Raw genomic sequence first — 17,386 nt, 5'->3', positions numbered from 1 at the left:
ATATGCGCGAGTTCTGAACCCCGACGGGATCCCGTTCGAGGGCTCCAATCTAAACCGAGTTACTGATCTCGAGCGTTGTACAGGACGTGTGCGGATGCGTCGCCCAGGACGAGCAGGTCCTCGACGTCGCCGTCGAACCAGTAGGCGTCGAGCCAGCCGGAGACGACACCGCGGACGGCTCGCCCGTCGATGATGTCCTCGTCGTCGATCGACGCATCGAGGTGATCGGACTTGATCACCTTGCCGCTGGTGCTAAAGGAGTACGCGCTGGCGCCCTCGGCCTCGGTGCCGTCGACGACGATCGCGTGGGGCAACAGCTTGTGGTCGCCGTACTCTGAGGTATCTACCTCCTCGTCGTCGACGAAGACGGCGGCTTTGCCGTCGCTGAAAGTCACGTCGGTAACTGCACCAGAGAAGTGGAACTCCTGGGTGCCGTCGGTGATCGAGCTCTGGGCGGTCGATCCCGAGACCGTCGTCGCGTCGTCTTCAGGGTTCTCCACGTCGACGAGCTCGATGCTGCCGTCGACGGTGATTTCGTAGCTGGTTGGGACGCCACGCCCCTCGATCGTGAGGACGTGTGGGAGATCTTCGCCGTATTCCGATGGATCGACTTCCTCGCCGTTTACCGTTACCGTCCCCGGGCCGTCGACGGTCAGCTGCTCGAGATCGCCGCTGAATCGGAACGCATCGCGCCAGTCGGCGACGACACCGTGGACCAGGTCGTCCTCGATGACGTCCTCGTCGTCGATCGAGGCGCCCTCGTAGGTCGACTTCTCGACGTCGCCGTCGACGACGAACTCGTATCGGGTGGCGCCCGACTCCTCGCCGTCGAAGAGGATGACGTTCTCCAGGTCGGATTCGTCGCCGTAGTGGTCGTGGATGTCGACGTCGGCTTTCCACGTCCCATCGGACGCGAAGTCGCGCGGGTAAATCGAGAGATCCGAGCTGTACGTGTCGGTAAAGGCGTGAGCCTCGCCGAAGAGGTCGACGTCTGCGACCAGTTCGTTGTGGTGAATTGCGTGGAACTCGCCGGCGGGAATGGTTCCCGCGAGCGTGTTCGACGGCCCCTCGTCCCAGATGACGCCGTTGCCGCCGCCGGTTCGGAATTCGACGTCGCCCTGGGCTTCGAAGTAGTAGTCGACGTCCTCGTCGGCGTAGATCGTGTAGACGTGATCCCAATCGTCTTCGGGTTCGCCTCCCTCTCCGTCTTCGAACGATCGAGGGGACGTGATACCGCCGCTGCCGCCCTCGGCGCTGACGGCTTCCTCGGCGGTCATCGGGACGCCCTCGGGCGGCGTCAGATCGGCGCCGCCGTTCGCGTTGTTCCCGCCGTTGCCGTTGATGTTGCCGCTCGCGCTGTCGTAGGTCGTGTTCGAGAGGTTGAGCGTGGCGTTTCCGCGGACGATGACCGCGGTGTTGTACGGCCCGGAGTCGAAGTTACAACCGTCACAGGTCGAGGTGCCGGGATCGTATGCCCAGAGACAGCGCCCGGAGTACCGCCCTCCGTCGTTGTACGCGACGGAGTCGCGGACCTCACTGCCGTCGGCGATCCGATACGTCGAGACGTAGTTGTTCGCGCCGTAACACTCTTCGATGGAGACGGTGCCGCCCGAGCGTGCGACCGACGAGGTGTACATCCCGTTGTTGGGCCAGCCCTGGACGTTGACGTTGCGAATCGTCACGTGTCCGGAGTGGGAGTTGTGGCCGAAGATCCCACACTGTCCGTGCGAGGAGTACGAGCTTGGCCGAACGCAGCCGTCGCCCATGTAGACGTTCTCGATGAGTCCCTCGTCCGAACACGAGAAGATGATCGCGTGCTCGTCGTGGCGGTGCGTACCGACGAACGCGACGTTCCGGATCGTGAAATTCGAGACGCCAGTCGCCTGGATCTGGAACCAGTTACCGTTCGAGAAGTCGATGATGACGTTCTCTAACGTCTCGCCTTCGTCCATGAAGTACCGGGAGTTGTCTGCCTCCCAGACCTCGTACTCGTCTTCGTCCGCGGAGCCGGCCGCACTCGCGACCGCGGCGGCGGCCGTCGCGGTTCCCGCGAGTTTCAGATACGATCGCCGGTGGAGTAATCCACCATTACCGCTCGTATTGGCTCTCTCGTGGCCGATGTCGCCCGATTCGTCGTTGTTCAGTACCGAAGGTTCGCGTGCCATGCAATCAGGTAATCAGACGATATCTGTATAAACCTTTCTCCTCCCCCATAGCTAAAATTTACAGATAGTATGGATTTACAGAACATAATTGGTCAAAAATATCCCAGACTATTCAGGAAGTCATATATTTCGTGGCGGCTGCTGAATACCACCGACTCAGCGGTGGTAATACTGTATTACCGCCGTAAGAACGAATTACTCGGGATCGGTTTGGACGCACGCGTGGGGCGAAGTCAACCTGCAAGCAAACTGTCGGAGGGTACCGAGCCGGTCAGACGTGATAGACAGCCATAGCTAACGCATCGCGATTGCGCTGTCGGAAGTGATTTCTCGATCAGCAAGCGACAGCCGCAAAAAACGGCGTGGGGAGGGCCGCTATCCGAACGAAAAGCCGCCAGCGGGGACCGACGGCGCTGCAGACCGCTGGTTTTGTCGTCGAGACTGTGTCAGTTTCCGGCCGCTGCGTCCTCTGCGGACGTGGGCACACCATCGGGGCGGATAGCTTCGGGGTCGGTGCCGACATCGTCGGCGAGTTCGACCGTCGAGCCGCCCTCCTCAGTAATCCCACCCTGTTCGTCGTAGTCCGTATCTGTCACCTGCACCGTCGTTCCCTGGCCGTTTGCACCCGCGTCGATCGCGGTGTGGTTTCCGTTCATCTCGATCTGGCAGCCGTCTACCTCGATCGTGCCGGGCGCCCAGGCCCAGATCCCACGTCCGGCGTAGCCCTCGTCGTCGACGTAGACGCTCGAGTTCGTGATCGCGCTCCCCTCAGTCGCGACGCGGAAGTGCGAGACGTAGCAGTTCGCGGCGAAGGAGCTGTCGATGTGAACCGTGCCGCCGCCGGAACCGCCGGGGGCCGAACCGTAGATCGCGTTGTCCGCGAAGTTCTGGATGTTTACGTTCGAGATGTCCAGGTGCCCCGAATGGTCGGGATTGACCCAGATTGCGGTCTGACCGTGCCCGGTACTGCTTCCGTTTCGGTCGTCAGAGCCGTCGCCGAGATAGACGTTCTCGATCGTACTGGTCGCGCCACCAGTGTCCGCGACGGCCAGGGTCGCAGAGCCCGTCCCGGAGGTGTTCTCGCCGTAGAAACCGACGTTTCGGATCGTCCAGTCGGTTCCTTCGGCGGTGACGGTGATGTCGCCGCCGCTCGTCATATCGATGAGCTTGTGCTCCCAGGTCTCGCCGTCGTCGATCACGATGTTCTGACCGTCGGCCTCGATGACCTCGTAGTCGTCGTCGGCCGCGGCCGAGCCGGCTGCGCCCAGTGAGAGCGTCGCCGTCGCGACCGCCGCGAGCGAGCGGAGGTACGAGCGGCGGGGTAATCCGGTATTACGTGCGATTTCGGTAGGAGCATCCTCCTCGGTAGGACGGGGGTTCTGCGCCATGCATATGGGAAACCCGGGCTTACAGCCATAAACTTTTCCTTGTCGTAGCGAGTTAAATTAACTGAGTAATATCTGTACGAGACAGTCCCGTTCCGAAGTAACGACAGTACAGTTCGAGTGAGTGCTCGAAATCGCACTATAGACGGCTGCTGCTGGTAGAAAAGGGGATATTGAGTGCCCAAAACGATGATTCAATCATACGCTGTAAACGAATAACCACTGAGTACCGAGAGTGCGTCGAGTATCCAGCGACCGCCAGCGGCGACGTTGTGGTTCAGATTGACGGTCAATATATTCAGGAGGATCCCGACCGACTTGACGTGAGAGTCAGGCGCCTGTCCGAACCCGCACAATCAGACGTCACTTCCCGTCACCGCGTACATTCGGAACTCGTCGTTCGAGACCGCTTTGTTCACAGCTGGGTCTCGCTCGACGTTCTCGACCGACTCAGACGAGAAGTGCAGTTCCTGGTAGACGTCTAGCTCCCGGCTCGTATCGAACTCGGAGAGGAAGAGGTAGTAGCTGTGGCCCTCGTAGCTGCCGCTGTAGTTACCCTCCTCGAAGGTCTCTGGATCGACTGTCCCGGTGGCGAACGGGGTGGTCGTCAGACTCTCTTCTTCGACGCCGTTGATGCCGTGGTCGAACCGGTAGGGATCGAACCCAAGGCCGAGGTGTGGGCGCTCCTCGTCGGAGTAGGCGTATCCGGCCTGGTAGCCATCCATCTGCTGGTCGGAGACGTGCTGGCTGGGCTGATAGATGATGGGCGACGCATAGATGGTGATCGCGCCGAGGACGAGACACGCCGCAAGCAGCGTCGCGACCAACGCGGAAGAAATCGAGGGCGTCGTCAGCCTCGACAGTCCGCCGGCAGCGTGGGCGATCGCGACCCCTGCGAGGATCGTCAGCAGGACGTAGATGAACCCCACCTGTCTGAACGCCATCGTCGGCGTCCCGGCGAAGTAGACGACGAACATCACCCCGAGTGGGAACAGCGCGATTCCGAAGTAGGTAGTGAACGCTCGAAGCTGCCGATCCGGCCGGGCGAATCCGAGCCAGACGGCGAGAATAAACAGCGCGACGATCGCCCCGATGATCGCGGCCTCCAAGAACATCAACACGAACAACTCGCCTAAGCTCCCGCCGATCTCAGTGAGGGAGGTGCCACGCTGCTCGACGGTCGCGCCCCCGCCGACGTCCTCCGTGACCAGACCGGTGAGCAGCCCCTCGATCGCGCCCCGGAATCGCTCGTTGGAAAGCGACCAGACCCCGACGGCAGCACCGAGGACGAGCGTGTGCGCGTACATCGTCGGGTGTTCGAGAATCGGGTGCTCTGTAAAGCGCCAGCTCGCCAGGTACTGAACGGCCGCGATGGCGCCGAGCAGAACGACCAGACTGATCATCTGCTGTGGGTGGACGAGCAACAGCGCCAGCCCGCTGACGAGGATCAGGGCAGTAAACGGCGAGAGACCAAACGGAAGCCGGTCGTCCCCGGCGCCGCGGTGCAGGTAGGCGACGACCGCGAAGAGCACGACGGGAACCAGAAAGAGGGCGTTCGAGTTCGTGTGTGCCCCCATATGTGTGCCGACGTTGTTGATCGGTAGGAGAAACCAGGAGACGATCGCTGCGATCCCGACCGCCAACCCGCTTCCCGAAAGGTCTCGAACCGTAAGCGGGACGAACAGCAAGAACGGGACGAACAGAACCACCACCAGCAACAGGATCGCCCGCTCGACCGGAATCCCAGAGAGGAGGTGAACGACGCTCGCCGCCGTGTGAAGGCCGGGGTAGAAGAGGTCCTGGGGAACCATCGAACCATCGAGCAGGTCTCGGGTCCATCCCAGGTGAGTGAGTGCGTCACCCAGCCCGGCGAACCGGTAATTTCTGATGAGCGACATGCTCACGATCGTCGTAACTGCGAGTCCACCGAGCCCGATTGCGGCCGCCTGCACCCGCCCGCGGCAGAGCAATGCGGCGCTGACGGCGATCGCAAACGCCAGTCCGATTCCGAGCCACGTCAACGTCGGCGTCGACGCGTACATCGAAATCTCGTAGTTCGAGGCCGGATTCGCCCTGGCGACGAGAATTGCCATGGCGACGGCGAGATAGCCAGCCGCCAACACTAGGTTACGAGCGACGCGTTTCATCGAACCCCGCCGGTGACGACGTCGATGCATCCTCCAGTCTCGATACCCATCTTGAGGGTGAGTCCTCCGATACCCGGTTTGTTATAGAGATCATACCTCCGAACCGATGCTGACGGCCGTGGAGGTACGCAGCGCCTGTCAGTGGTGTCGTCGACCAGTGTGTCGTATTCTCACAGATAGTTCGTCCGGTTAGGCAGCGTCAACTGCGGAAGGGAAGAGAGAGCAGTCCCACTCGAAAAGGGAAGAGAGAGTCTCCCCACTCGAAGAACGAGCAGACAGTCCACCACTGTCCCCTCGAAGCGACGGTGACGAAACGCGGCCAAACTGGTCTATCGAACGGACTCGTATCAGGTAGCATCCGCCTGTCGGACTGCAGAGGGATGCTACGCGTCGTGTTCGGTTTGCGCAGAGAGTCAACGGTTCGAACCATTTTTGTACGGACTCGTGGTGCTGGCGCACACCCCGTGGGCCGACCGGCCCGCTACCTTTCGCATGTCACGACTCATCGTCGACGAAATCACGGCCGAAGCGTCTACCCTCGAGTGTACGGTCCAAGCGTCGGGCGATCTCGAGCGGTTCATCACCGACGAGCCATTTCGCGTCAACTACGACGTCTCGATCGAGGACGTTCCCGACGGCGTCCTCGTCATCCCGGTGCTCGCACACGTCTGTCCGGTCGCCTGGGCCTGCGGCGCCGACGTCTACGTCGAGGAGGTCGACGCGACGTTCGCAGCGGCACTCGAAGACGTCAACGAAGTGCTCTGTTCGATGCACGACTTCCTCGAGGGCGGAACCCTCTACGCGCGCGAGACGATTGATCCGGAGCCGTTGTCCGACGGCGGCGACGCGTCGGTCGAATCCGGTGAGAGCGGCCTGCTCTTTACCGGCGGCGTCGACTCGACCTCCTCGTACGTCCGCCGGCGCGAGGAAGCGCCGACGCTCATCAGCATCCGCGGCTGGACCGTCTCTCCCGATGCGGCCGACGACGAGAAGTGGGATCAACTGCGCGGACGTGCCGAGCGGTTCGCGGACAAACACGATCTCGACACCGCGTTCGTCGAGTCGAACATGCTCTCGTTTCTGGCCCACCCCATGTTGCTCGCCCACTACAAGCGCTACGTCGACGGCGCCTGGTACAGCTCCGTCGGCCACGGGCTCGGCCTGCTGGGACTCTGTGCGCCGATGGCCTACGCCCGTGGAATGGACGACCTCTACGTGGCGGCGACCCACTGGGAGGGAATCGACTTAGAGTGGGGCTCGCGCCCGGACATCGACGAGTCGGTTCGCTGGGCCGGCACCCGGTGTCACCACGACTGCTACGACCTGACCCGCCAGGAGCGCATCGACCTGATCGCCGACTACGTCGAGGAGACCGGCGACGAACTCGAGTTACAGACCTGCAACGCGCGCCTGGACGGCAACTGCGGCACCTGCGAGAAGTGCTACCGGACGGCCGTCGGTCTCCGGCTCGCGGGGCTCGACCCGAACCGTCACGGCTACCCCTTCGAGACGGACGACTACGAACACATCCGGAGCGCGTTCGAACGGAGCGCATGGGAACTCGGCGACGACGAGCGGTATATGTGGGAAGACATTCGCAACCGTATCCGAGAGACGGAGCCCGACGGCCCGGATGAAGCCGCGTTCTTCGCCTGGCTCGATCAGGTCGACCTGGACGAACTGGTCTCTGAGTCCGGCTCCCCGCTGCACCACCGCCTCTTGCGCGCGGGTGCGAGACACACGCCGACGGCTGTTTACAACGCGCTGTATCCGGTCTGGCGCGGTGCGAAGGCAGGTGCGGGACGGGTTCGAGGGTAGGAGACGCCTCTACGAGACAGAGAATAGGTCAGGATGTACAACAGCCGCCAGGATGAGATCGGGTGGCTGCGAGGCGGTCGCCAACTGAGAGTACCGTCGTTATCCAGCCGAATCGACATCGGTAATTTCGACCCGAACACCGCCGTTTTCTCCCTCGGTTATCCCGATGTCCCAGTCGTGTGCGTTGACCATCTGCTTGGCGATTGTCAGTCCAAAGCCAGTCCCAGTCTCGGCTGTTGAGTATCCCGTTTCTAGTACGTTGTCGCGTTCGTGTTCAGGGATGCCAACGCCGTCATCTTCGACATAGAACCCATCATCCAGTTCACCAACTGTTACCGTTACATCCGTCCCGCCGTGTTCCACGGCGTTCCGATAGAGGTTCTCCAAGAGTTGTCTGAGATGGTTGCGGTCAGCCTTGATCGTTCGATCAGTTCGAACGCGAATCGTCGCGTCATCGTCCTCAACGTTCCGCCAGCACTGGTTGGACACGTCCTCGAGATCGATCAGCTCAGGCTCGCGTGCCGGATCTCCTTCACGAGCGAGTGTTAAGAGATCATCGACGAGAGCATCCATTCGTGTGAGAGCTTGGTCAACCGGTTCGATATGCTCGCTGTCGCAGTCCTCTTCGACAAGTTCCAGATGGCCCGTGGCGACGTTCAACGGATTCCGAAGGTCGTGAGAGACGACGCTGGCGAACTCGTCTAACCGTTGCGTCTGTCGCCGCAGCGTTCGCTCCCGCTCTTTCTGGTCGGTGACATCGGTGATAAATCCCTCCAGCTTCAGTTCTCCGCTGAGAGGCTCCTCGATGAGCTGCCCGCGTTCCCAGACCCACCGCTCTTCGTCGGTCTTCGTGATGATTCGATAGGTGAGTTCGTAGCTTCCGTCCTCCTCGAGCCCGTGCTCAACTCTCGAGTGCACATCCTCTCGGTCGTCTGGATGGATGACCTTCTCGGCGAGGCCAACCTCCTGTGTGAGTTCCTCGGCTGTGTACCCAGTCACGGCCTCGGCTGAGCCCTTGACGAACTCCAAGGGCCACCCGGGTTCGTTCCAGTGGCGATAGACGTACCCAGGGAGGTTATCGAGCATCGTCTCCAGTTGCTGTCTGTACTCGACTCGATCGGTGATATCTCGGACAATGCCGGTGATGCGGACGACAGTTCCTCCCTCTCCGAAGATCGGTTTAGCCTCCGCTCGCACCCATCGACGATCGCCGTCAGCTCGCTCAACGCGGTACTCGACGGTGTCAGATTCGCCGTTAGAGATCTCCTCCATCGAACGAGCCACCGTCTCTCGATCCGCCGGAACGATCTGCGTCAAGAATCGCTTCGGATCCTCGCGGAGATCGGCGACGGACTGTCCCCAGATATCCTCGTACGCCGAGTTGACGAAGATCAGTTCGCTCCAGTCAGCGGAGAACATAAAGAGGACGTGATCAGTTCGCTCTGCAAGTTGTGTGAGTTTCTGTTCGACCGCTTGGACCGCCCGCTGTGACCGGTAGCGTTCAACCGCGTTTTTGATACGGTTTGCAAGCACCGCGTACTGGCTCGTCCCCCCTTTCTTTTGGAGGTAATCAGTCACGCCAGCGGAGATCGCGTCGCTGGCGACCTCCTCACTCCCCTTCCCGGTGAACAGAATAAACGGAAGCTCAGGATGCGTATTGCGGACGGCTTTGAGGAACTCGATGCCGCTCTGGCCAGGCATATCGTGATCAGAGACTACGCAGTCGAAATCGCCCTCAGAAAGCTGTTCGAGCCCCTCAGTTGCACTCATCGCCGTGTCGACGGTCAGCTGGTCGGCTTCTCGTTCGAGAAAGGTGGCAGCCAGCTCTGCGAATTCCGCCTCATCATCGACGTGGAGAACAGTGATCGATTCATCTGAGGAGTACATTCGTGCCATCGTTTGGGACATGTTCGCATACAAGATGGATAAATATGCGGGAGAGATCAAAACCAGCGCATCGGGATGGAGAGGAGGTCAATCAGCTGCCTCTTCGAAGACCCTGACTGAGACGGATCCAAGCGGTGAATACGCCCGTGTCGCTTGCCCGATGTGACATTCTCAGCCGCGGATGAAGAACTCGTGCCGAGCTACCGTTACTCCATATAGCCGAGTCCCTTCAACCGGTCCTCGACGTCGGAGAAGTCTTCGTCGACGTCGTCGGCTCCTTCGAGGCGGCTAACGTCGCGGCGCTCGACTTTCGTTCCGGATGGCGGTGCGTCCGTCCGGAACGCATCGAAGAGGACGCGCCCGTCGGCGTTTGCGGGGACGGCTTGGCCGATGCCGTGGAGCAGCGTCGGCGCGACGTCGACGACGCGCGCGCCCCGGAGGCTCGCCCCGGCGTCGATCGAGGGACCGCGACAGAGCATGATCCCCGAACTGCGGTGGCTGGCCGTCGTCGAACCGGTGTCGCCGAAGGGTTCGTCGGTAATCGCGTTCCGGGACTCATAGCCGTCGATTCCGTTGACGACGAGATCCGGCGAGTCGGGATCGTTCGGGAACAGCTCGTCGCCGTCGAAGACGTTGAGGACGGACTGTCCGGAGTCGTCGGTGACGGACTCGAAGAGGTCGGTGAGTTCGGCCTTGACGTCTGGCACGTCTCGCGGTTCGACGATCCCGTTCTCGAAGCGCTTGGTGTCGTTGACGTAGCAGTTCCCGGCGTCGTGGACGAACGCGGTCGTGCGCTCGTAGTCGACGTCGTAGAGGGCGTGATCGCCCGGAATCTGCTCGGCGACCGAGTCCAGCAAGCGCCGCGGCAGCGTTGTCACGAGTAGCTCCTCGGAGATTCCAACCCGGTTCAGCGCGCGCCTCACGACGCCCCGAGAGATGCCGAGACTCGAGAAGGCGCTGCGGGCGCCGTCGTCCTCGCGACGGTGCAGCAAGCCGTTTTCCTCCAAGATCTGGTTGACGTAGATCAGCCGGTCGATCGGCCCGAACCCGTGGTCAGAGACGACGTAGAGGTCGGCCGCGTGCTCGTCGGTGTACTCGATCACCTCACCGAGCATCTCGTCGAGTTCGCGGTAGTGCTCTAACAGGCGGTCTTCGTCCCAGACGAGGTGCTGGAAGCGGTCCGGCGCGGTGTAGACGAAGAAAAACAGCGACCAGTCATCACCCGCTTGCTCCATCTGCAGGCGCATCAGCTCACGACGCTTCGCCAAGATGTCGCCCACGGCGACCTGGAAGTCGTCGAGCCGGTCGGCGTACTCCGGATACTCAAGCCCGATTTCGTAGTCGGGAATCCGCTCTGCAATCTCATCACTCAGATCTGGTGGATGAGTAAACTCGCGATCGGTCGAGGGCGTCATCATGCCCGCGACCATCGTCCCGTCGATCTCACTGGCCGGATACGTCATCGGGACGTTGCCGACGTGGGCTGGTGAGAGCAACTCCCACAGCGGGGGCTGGCTCAGATCCCGGCTCGTGTACATCTCGTGTGAGTACTCCGACGAGAGGTTCTGGAAGCCGTATATCCCGTGTTTGTCCGGCCAGACGCCGGTCGCAATAGAGGGCCAGGCCAGCGGTGTCGTCGGCGGCGTCGTACTTTCTAAGGGGCCCGCCGCACCCTCGGACCGAAGTCGCTGGAAGTTTGGCAGTTCGCCCGCGTCAGTCCATCGTTCGATGAGTCGCCACGGTACCCCGTCGAGGCCAAGAACGAACGCTCGTTCGGACGCGTGTGTAGCTCTGCTCATGTGTTTGTAGGAAGACGCATTCTCGTTCGTCGCCGGAGAGTCGGCGGGAACCGGTTTTGTTATACGCGTATTGCGGGCAGAAATCCATCCGAACACGGGAGGGTCGGCCGCCCGTGACCGTCACGAAGCAGTGACCGGGCTGATTGCGCTCGTTCGGACGCAGCCACCCGGTTTTGGCGTTTGCAGCCGGCCACCACAACCGCGTCCGAGACACCGACGGTGCCCGCAAGGCGAGCATAACAATGGGTCTTCGCAGGACATCGAGCAGGCATGAGACTGAAACGGTGGGTGGAATGGGACGGGTAGTGCTCTCGCTCGACGCCGAGCTCGGGTGGGGGTTTCACGACCTGGCATCGCCACCGCCCGCACGGGTCGAAGCCGGCCGTCGGGGCTGGCGAACGATGCTCGACCTCTTAGAGGAGACTCGAATTCCGGCCACGTGGGCCGTCGTCGGTCACCTGCTGCTCGACGCCTGTGATGGTCGACACGACGCCCACCCGACGCCGGAGGGCTGGTTCGAACGCGAGCGCGGCGCGTGGAAGGACCGTCCCGACCTCCGCTTTGGCACCGATCTCGTCGCCGAGCTGCTCGAGTCGCCGGTCGACCACGAGTTTGCGAGCCACTCGTTTTCCCACGTGCTGTTCGGCAATCCGGCGACCACGCGGGAGATTGCCGACACCGAACTCGAACGCAGCGTCGCCGCCGCCGACGACTGGGGGCAGCGGATCGACTCGTTTATCTACCCCAGAAACGACGTCGGTCACCGCGACGTGCTGGCCGAGCACGGTGTGAGCGCCTACCGCGGGCGCTCTCCGACACCGGACGGGGCACGCGGAATTGTCCGCGCCTTGCGCGGTGGCTCACTGCTCGTCGAGCCGACCGTAGACGAGTACGGACTGGTAAACGTGCCGGCCTCGATGTTCCTGTTCGGCTGTGAGGGGCCGGTACGCTCGGTGGCCGAGTCGGTCTGGGACGACCCGATGGTCGCGCTCGCTCGCCGGGGAATCGACGAGGCGGCCGAGGCGGACGACGACGCCGTCTTCCACATGTGGCTGCACCCGAACAACCTCGTAACCGAGCGCGACGATCACCGCATGCGGACGATCCTCGAGTACCTCAACCAGCGTCGACGGGACGGAAGCGTGACCGTCGAGACGATGCGGTCGATCGCCGAGGGTGCTCGTCCGTGCTCAGTACGGAACGCAAAGCCAGCACAGACGCGTTAAGCCGGGAAGGGGACCGAGATGCGCTGGGTGAAACATCCATTTGGGTCTGGCGTAGCTATTTATCGATCTCTGACACACAGTGTGTCATGAAACGGCGGACGCTTCTCACCACAGGCGTTACGGGCGCCGTACTCTCTGCGAGTGGCTGTCTCGACGGCGTCGAATCGCTGGTCGATAACGGCGATGAGGGTGTCTCAGACTGTTCCCAGGTGGAGTCGTGGGACGACGGTTCAGGAGGACCCAGTGATCCTGCCCCGGACTCGATCGCCGGATGCTGGGACTGCGCGGACGCGAATCGTCCAGAACCAACTGGCGACGTGTGCGCCGAACACGAGGTGCAGACAGCAGACGGAGCGACGACCTACGAGAGTCTGGGCGTCGCGTCGTATCCGGACCCACCGTCCTCGTTCGACGACGAGGTGGTCGCAGCATTCGTCGAGGAGTACGAACGGGCGTACAGTCAGAACGAACTGGTTCTCAGATTCGGCGACCGCGTGGTCGAGGGTGGAGCGATGCTCGAGGAGGACGAAACCGAACCCCTCGACTGGTACGATGACATCGCCGTCGTGGGCCTCGAATTCGGCGTCGGCCACACCGAGGTCACCGGCGGCGGACTCGGTGCGACGGATCCAGTCGAGACGATCGCGGTCTATGGCGTCGACGAAACGGGGATCGTTCGGGCCGCTGCTCCCGAACACACGGTTGGGGAACGCGGCGATATCGGGCGAGGGAACCGACTCGACCCGATCGAGAACGGCGACCTGCTCGCGTGTTTGTAGCCGAGCCGTCGTCCGATCAGCGTCCGCCAGCTGTACGTTCCCGTTTCACCGCGATCAGTGGAAGGGATGCCCTATGAGCCAGTGCTCGCGGGTATGACGCCGATAACAAAGCCCGCAGCCGGTTCGCTCTCGTGCAGATGCACGCGTTACTTTCGAACCGATGGCAGAATTCTGACAGCCTCTCGCTTGCGATCCTCGGCGTCGGGAACATCGGCCGTGTTCACCTGAAAGCCGCGCTCGCGATGGACGGCGTCTCCGTCGCCGCGGTCGCCGATGCGGTCCCCGAGAATCGCACGCGGGCGAGCGATCTGGGCGTCGAATCGATCTACGACGACTACACGGCGCTGTTCGAGGCGGACGGTGAGCAGATCGACGCCGCGGTGGTCGCGCTCCCACCGTTTCTCCACCGCGACGCCGTCGAGCAGGCTGCCGAGTGGGGTGTCGACGTCTTCGTCGAGAAACCCCTCGCACGCTCGACCGAGGAGGCCGAAGCGATGCTCGCGACCGCCGACGAGGCCGGCATCCACGTCGGCGTCGACCACACGCTCCGGTACCAGCCGGACCTGGTCGGCGTCAAGGAAGCCTTCGAGGAACGTCGCGTCGGCCACGTTCCCTACGCCTCGATGGTACGGCTCAACGACGGTCCACTCGGCCGCCCGCCCGCAACGGAGCCGCCCGCGGAGTGGGCGCTCGATTCGGAGGCTGCCGGCGGCGGCAGCGTCCTCGAGCTCGGCGTCCACTGCTTCGACGTCTTGGAGTGGCTCTTCGGCCCGCTCGAGGTCCGTGACGCCACGATCGACCGGACGCTCGAGACGGACGTCGAGGACGCGGCGACCGCGCTCATGCGGGCTCCGGAGACGGAGACGACGATCACGCTGCACTGTGGCTCCTACCAGTGGGAGGAGCTGCCGGAGGTAAACACCCGGCTCCAGCTCGAGGGGATCACGGGGACGATCGAGAACGAGACGTACCTCCCCGGAAACTTCTACGCGAGTGCGGCCGGGTCGGCGCTTTCGAACGTCGCCAGCCGGCTCCGCCGACGCGATCCCGAGGTGTTCGGCCCGACGTTCTTCCTACGGGCACACTACGCGGCACTCGAGGACTTCGTGGACGCGGTGCGAGCCGACGAGACGCCGCCTGTCTCGGGTTCACAGGGCCTGCGAACCCTCGAACTGGCCGAACAGGTGTACGAGCTCGCGGCGGATGCACCCGAACGCGACGCCATGGAGGTGTCGCCGTGAGCTCCCAGACCCCGGGTCGCGTTCGAGCCGAACGCGTCGGCCCGACGACCGGAAAAAGCGGTGATCGCCGCGGCTGGCAGCCGTCGCTCGACGCTCGGTCGGCCACGTTCGAGGCAGCCATCGAAACGTTGCTCGAACCCGCACTCGGCGAGCTTCGCGAGGCCGAGGAGATCGTCGTCGTCCCCGACGCACACTACCCCTACCACCCCTCCTCGGGGATGATCACCGACCCCGCAGTCGTCGACGCCGTGCTCGGCCACCTCGACCGGGAGACGGCTGCGTCGCTGTCGGTCGCCGGCTCGTCGGACGAGCGGATCGCGTTCGACCGGACGGCGGCACACGTCGACTACACGAGCGTCTGCGACCGACGGAGTGCAGAGCTGCGCGACCTCTCGACCGAACCGGACGCGTGGGCCGAGGTGTCGATACCGGACGGGGAGGGCGGCGAGGACGCGATCGCGATAACGGTTCCCGAGGCGCTGCTCGAAGCGACTGTCGTCGTCGTCCCGACGCTGCGCCCGACCCGCGACGGCCCGGTCGCCGGCGCGATGCGGGCGCTCGGCCGACACGTCGAGAGCGAGGCCGAATCCGGCCGGGCGGCCTACGCGGCCACGCAGGCGGCAGCTCCCGCGCTCGCCCTGCTGGACGCGACGACGATCTTCGGCGGCGAACCGTTCGCCGGCGACGCCCTCCTGGCCGGCGAGCCGGCGGGGGTCGACGCGGTCGGCGCCGATCTGCTCGACCGGTCGAGTGGCGCTGACGGGGCCCTCTCGGCCGCGTTCGCCGGGGACGGTGTGTCCGTCCGAGTTGAGGGCGGTGCCCTCGCGGAGCTGTCGGACGACGCCCCGTCGGGCGAGCTCCCGCCCGCGGACGAGACCCACCCTGCCGTGAGTCTCGCTTACGGACTCTACGCGACGGTCAGCGGCGACGCGGTGCCGCCCCAGCTGGCACAGGAGACGACCACAGCGGACGAGACGACGGCCGAGTCGGAGGGATCTTCATGAACCCCTCCCAGTGCACTCGGGAGGTGTCACGGTGACCCGAACCGCCGCAGTCACCGGAGCGACCGGCTTCCTCGGGACCACCCTCTGCGAGCAGTTGCTCGCAGACGGCTGGGAGGTTCGGGGCCTCTGCCGAGAGCGTTCGGACCGCAGTCCGCTCGGAGAGGCGGTCGAGTGGCACGTCGGCGACATCGCCGAGGGCGACGCCGAGCCGATTCGCGAGCTCGTCGACGGCGCGGACGCCGTCTTCCACCTGGCTGGAATCGGCCTCTGGAGCGCCGACGACGAAACCGTCGAGCAGGTGAACGTCGAGGGGACCAGACGCGTTCTCGGCGCCTGTGCCGACGCCGACGCGGGACGGCTGGTCTTTACCAGCACCGCGGGGACCCGACGCCCGAGCGAGTCGGGCGGCGTCGCCGACGAGACCGACCTGGCGCCGCCGGTCGGCGCCTACCAGCGCTCGAAGGCCCGTGCGGAGGTGCTCGTCGACGAGTACGCCGAGACCGCGGGCGAGGCCGTCACGGTCCACCCCACCTCGATCTTCGGCCCCGGCGACGAGACGTTCACGGGCGGGCTGCTCGCGATGGCGACCGAGCCGACGATGCCCATCCATCTTCCCGGCGGCGTCAGTATCGTCGGCGTCTCGGACGTCGTCGACGGCATTCTCGCAGCGTACGAGGAAGGCGAGAACGGCGAGCACTACATCTTAGGCGGCGAGAACCTGCGCTTCGACCGGGCCGTCTCCCGGATCGCCGACCAGACCGGCGGCTCGCCGGCTCGGATTCGGGTGCCCGCAACCGCAATCCACGCGGCCGGGCCGGTCGCCGAGGTCGTTGGCTCGGCCACCGGTCGCCGGGTGTTTCCCTTCGACAGCGAGATGGCTCGGCTGTCGACCGAACCGCTCTTCTACACCTCCGAGAAGGCCCACGACAAACTCGGCTACACCTACGAGCCGATCGAGGCCCACGTTCCCGACGCAATGGCGTGGTACCGGTCGCAGTAACGTTCGAAAGTCGGAGAGGACCCACACGCTCCTGAACGCACTGGCGTTCAGTAGATGTTGTACAGCGACCGATCGCGATAGGAACAATCGTGCTTTTACCTTGGAGTAGCTATTTACACGGATCTCTCTTATTCTCCGACATGAACCGCCGATCCCTCCTCGCCGCAAGCAGCGCAGGCGCTGTGCTCGGTGTCAGCGGCTGTCTCGCAGACCTCGAGTCGCTTTCCGGGAGTAGCGGCGACGAGGGCGTCCCGGGCTGTACGCATCGATCGGAGTGGAACGACGACATCACCACCGGGTCGGCAGATCCCGATCCAGACTCGGTCGCTGGTCGCCGCGACTGTGCGAACGCGGAACGTCCGGAGCCGACCGGCGAGATCTGTACGACGGTGGAATTAGAAAGCGAAGATGGCGAAATAAACGAGTTCCATAGTACCGGTATCGAACCATATCCCGATCCACCCACAGCCTTCGACGAGCAATCACTGATCGAGTACGTGTACGAGTACGAACGAGCCTATTCGAACAATTGGGCTGTGTCGAGATACGAGTCCCCGAGAAGGGCAGTCATGATCTCATTCGGGATTCACGAAAACGATACGCGGGTACTCGACCACGACGAAATCACCGCAATCAAAATCGAGTTCGGTTTTGGTGTCGAATCGAGGAATCAGGACGGAGAAGGAGGAATCGCCAGCGATCACCTTGGCGAAGTGTCGGTGTATGGAATCGACGAGACGGGAATCGTCCGGTCGGATGCAGAGTACACATTTGACGAAGACGAGAATGGGGAATCCACCTTCGACGAGACGCTCGATCCGGTCGAAGACGGAGACCTCCTCCAGTGCTTTTGATCAATAACGTATCGTAAACAGATCACTGCTGTTGTTTTCACTGGGTTCGGGAAGGTCACCCTGATCAGTAGAGGCGGTCAC

General features: G+C 63.2%; 12 protein-coding genes. 7 read left to right on the top strand and 5 right to left on the bottom strand.

All coding sequences use genetic code 11. From position 1 onward, the window contains the following. Positions 1 to 59: 59 nt before the first annotated feature. The 3 genes from OB905_02750 to OB905_02740 all read right to left on the bottom strand — a co-directional run bounded on the left by OB905_02750 (position 60) and on the right by OB905_02740 (position 5,697). Positions 60 to 2,165: a right-handed parallel beta-helix repeat-containing protein gene (locus tag OB905_02750; protein MCU4924904.1), complete on the bottom strand. Its 2,106-nt coding sequence runs from the start codon at positions 2,163 to 2,165 to the stop codon at positions 60 to 62. Positions 2,166 to 2,611: 446 nt separating this feature from the next. Next, on the bottom strand, positions 2,612 to 3,553 hold the full coding sequence (locus tag OB905_02745; protein MCU4924903.1) for a hypothetical protein: 942 nt from the start codon (positions 3,551 to 3,553) through the stop codon (positions 2,612 to 2,614). Positions 3,554 to 3,906: 353 nt separating this feature from the next. Beyond that, complete coding sequence (locus OB905_02740; protein ID MCU4924902.1) at positions 3,907 to 5,697, bottom strand: hypothetical protein; 1,791 nt, start codon at positions 5,695 to 5,697, stop codon at positions 3,907 to 3,909. Positions 5,698 to 6,189: 492 nt separating this feature from the next. On the opposite strand from OB905_02740, the gene OB905_02735 reads away from it, so the two are divergent. Next, on the top strand, positions 6,190 to 7,515 hold the full coding sequence (locus OB905_02735; protein MCU4924901.1) for a hypothetical protein: 1,326 nt from the start codon (positions 6,190 to 6,192) through the stop codon (positions 7,513 to 7,515). Between the two features lie 99 nt (positions 7,516 to 7,614). On the opposite strand, the gene OB905_02730 is transcribed toward OB905_02735, so the two are convergent. Next, on the bottom strand, positions 7,615 to 9,411 hold the full coding sequence (locus OB905_02730) for a PAS domain-containing protein (protein ID MCU4924900.1): 1,797 nt from the start codon (positions 9,409 to 9,411) through the stop codon (positions 7,615 to 7,617). A gap of 197 nt (positions 9,412 to 9,608) precedes the next feature. After that, positions 9,609 to 11,201 (bottom strand): alkaline phosphatase family protein, encoded by a 1,593-nt coding sequence (locus tag OB905_02725; GenBank protein MCU4924899.1) that lies wholly within the window; start codon positions 11,199 to 11,201, stop codon positions 9,609 to 9,611. Positions 11,202 to 11,494: 293 nt separating this feature from the next. Here OB905_02725 and OB905_02720 point away from each other — a divergent pair, with 293 nt between their 5' ends. The 6 genes from OB905_02720 to OB905_02695 all read left to right on the top strand — a co-directional run bounded on the left by OB905_02720 (position 11,495) and on the right by OB905_02695 (position 17,305). Further along, entirely contained in the window at positions 11,495 to 12,427 is a 933-nt protein-coding gene (locus OB905_02720; protein MCU4924898.1) for a polysaccharide deacetylase family protein, read from the top strand. Positions 12,428 to 12,513: 86 nt separating this feature from the next. After that, positions 12,514 to 13,206: a hypothetical protein gene (locus OB905_02715; protein ID MCU4924897.1), complete on the top strand. Its 693-nt coding sequence runs from the start codon at positions 12,514 to 12,516 to the stop codon at positions 13,204 to 13,206. A 137-nt stretch (positions 13,207 to 13,343) separates the two neighbouring features. After that, positions 13,344 to 14,447 carry a Gfo/Idh/MocA family oxidoreductase gene (locus OB905_02710; GenBank protein MCU4924896.1) on the top strand — a complete coding sequence of 368 codons (1,104 nt, stop codon included), beginning with the start codon at positions 13,344 to 13,346 and terminating at the stop codon, positions 14,445 to 14,447. Further along, positions 14,444 to 15,451: a DUF362 domain-containing protein gene (locus OB905_02705; GenBank protein ID MCU4924895.1), complete on the top strand. Its 1,008-nt coding sequence runs from the start codon at positions 14,444 to 14,446 to the stop codon at positions 15,449 to 15,451. The genes OB905_02710 and OB905_02705 overlap by 4 nt, the downstream gene beginning before the upstream one ends. A gap of 10 nt (positions 15,452 to 15,461) precedes the next feature. Beyond that, positions 15,462 to 16,451: an NAD-dependent epimerase/dehydratase family protein gene (locus OB905_02700; GenBank protein ID MCU4924894.1), complete on the top strand. Its 990-nt coding sequence runs from the start codon at positions 15,462 to 15,464 to the stop codon at positions 16,449 to 16,451. A 140-nt stretch (positions 16,452 to 16,591) separates the two neighbouring features. Next, complete coding sequence (locus OB905_02695) at positions 16,592 to 17,305, top strand: hypothetical protein (GenBank protein ID MCU4924893.1); 714 nt, start codon at positions 16,592 to 16,594, stop codon at positions 17,303 to 17,305. Positions 17,306 to 17,386 lie beyond the last annotated feature (81 nt).

The sequence above is a fragment of the Halobacteria archaeon AArc-dxtr1 genome (assembly GCA_025517425.1).
Lineage (GTDB): Archaea > Halobacteriota > Halobacteria > Halobacteriales > Natrialbaceae > Halostagnicola.
The sequence above is the reverse complement of the archived record's forward strand: the minus strand, read 5'-3'. Positions and strand labels throughout refer to the sequence as shown.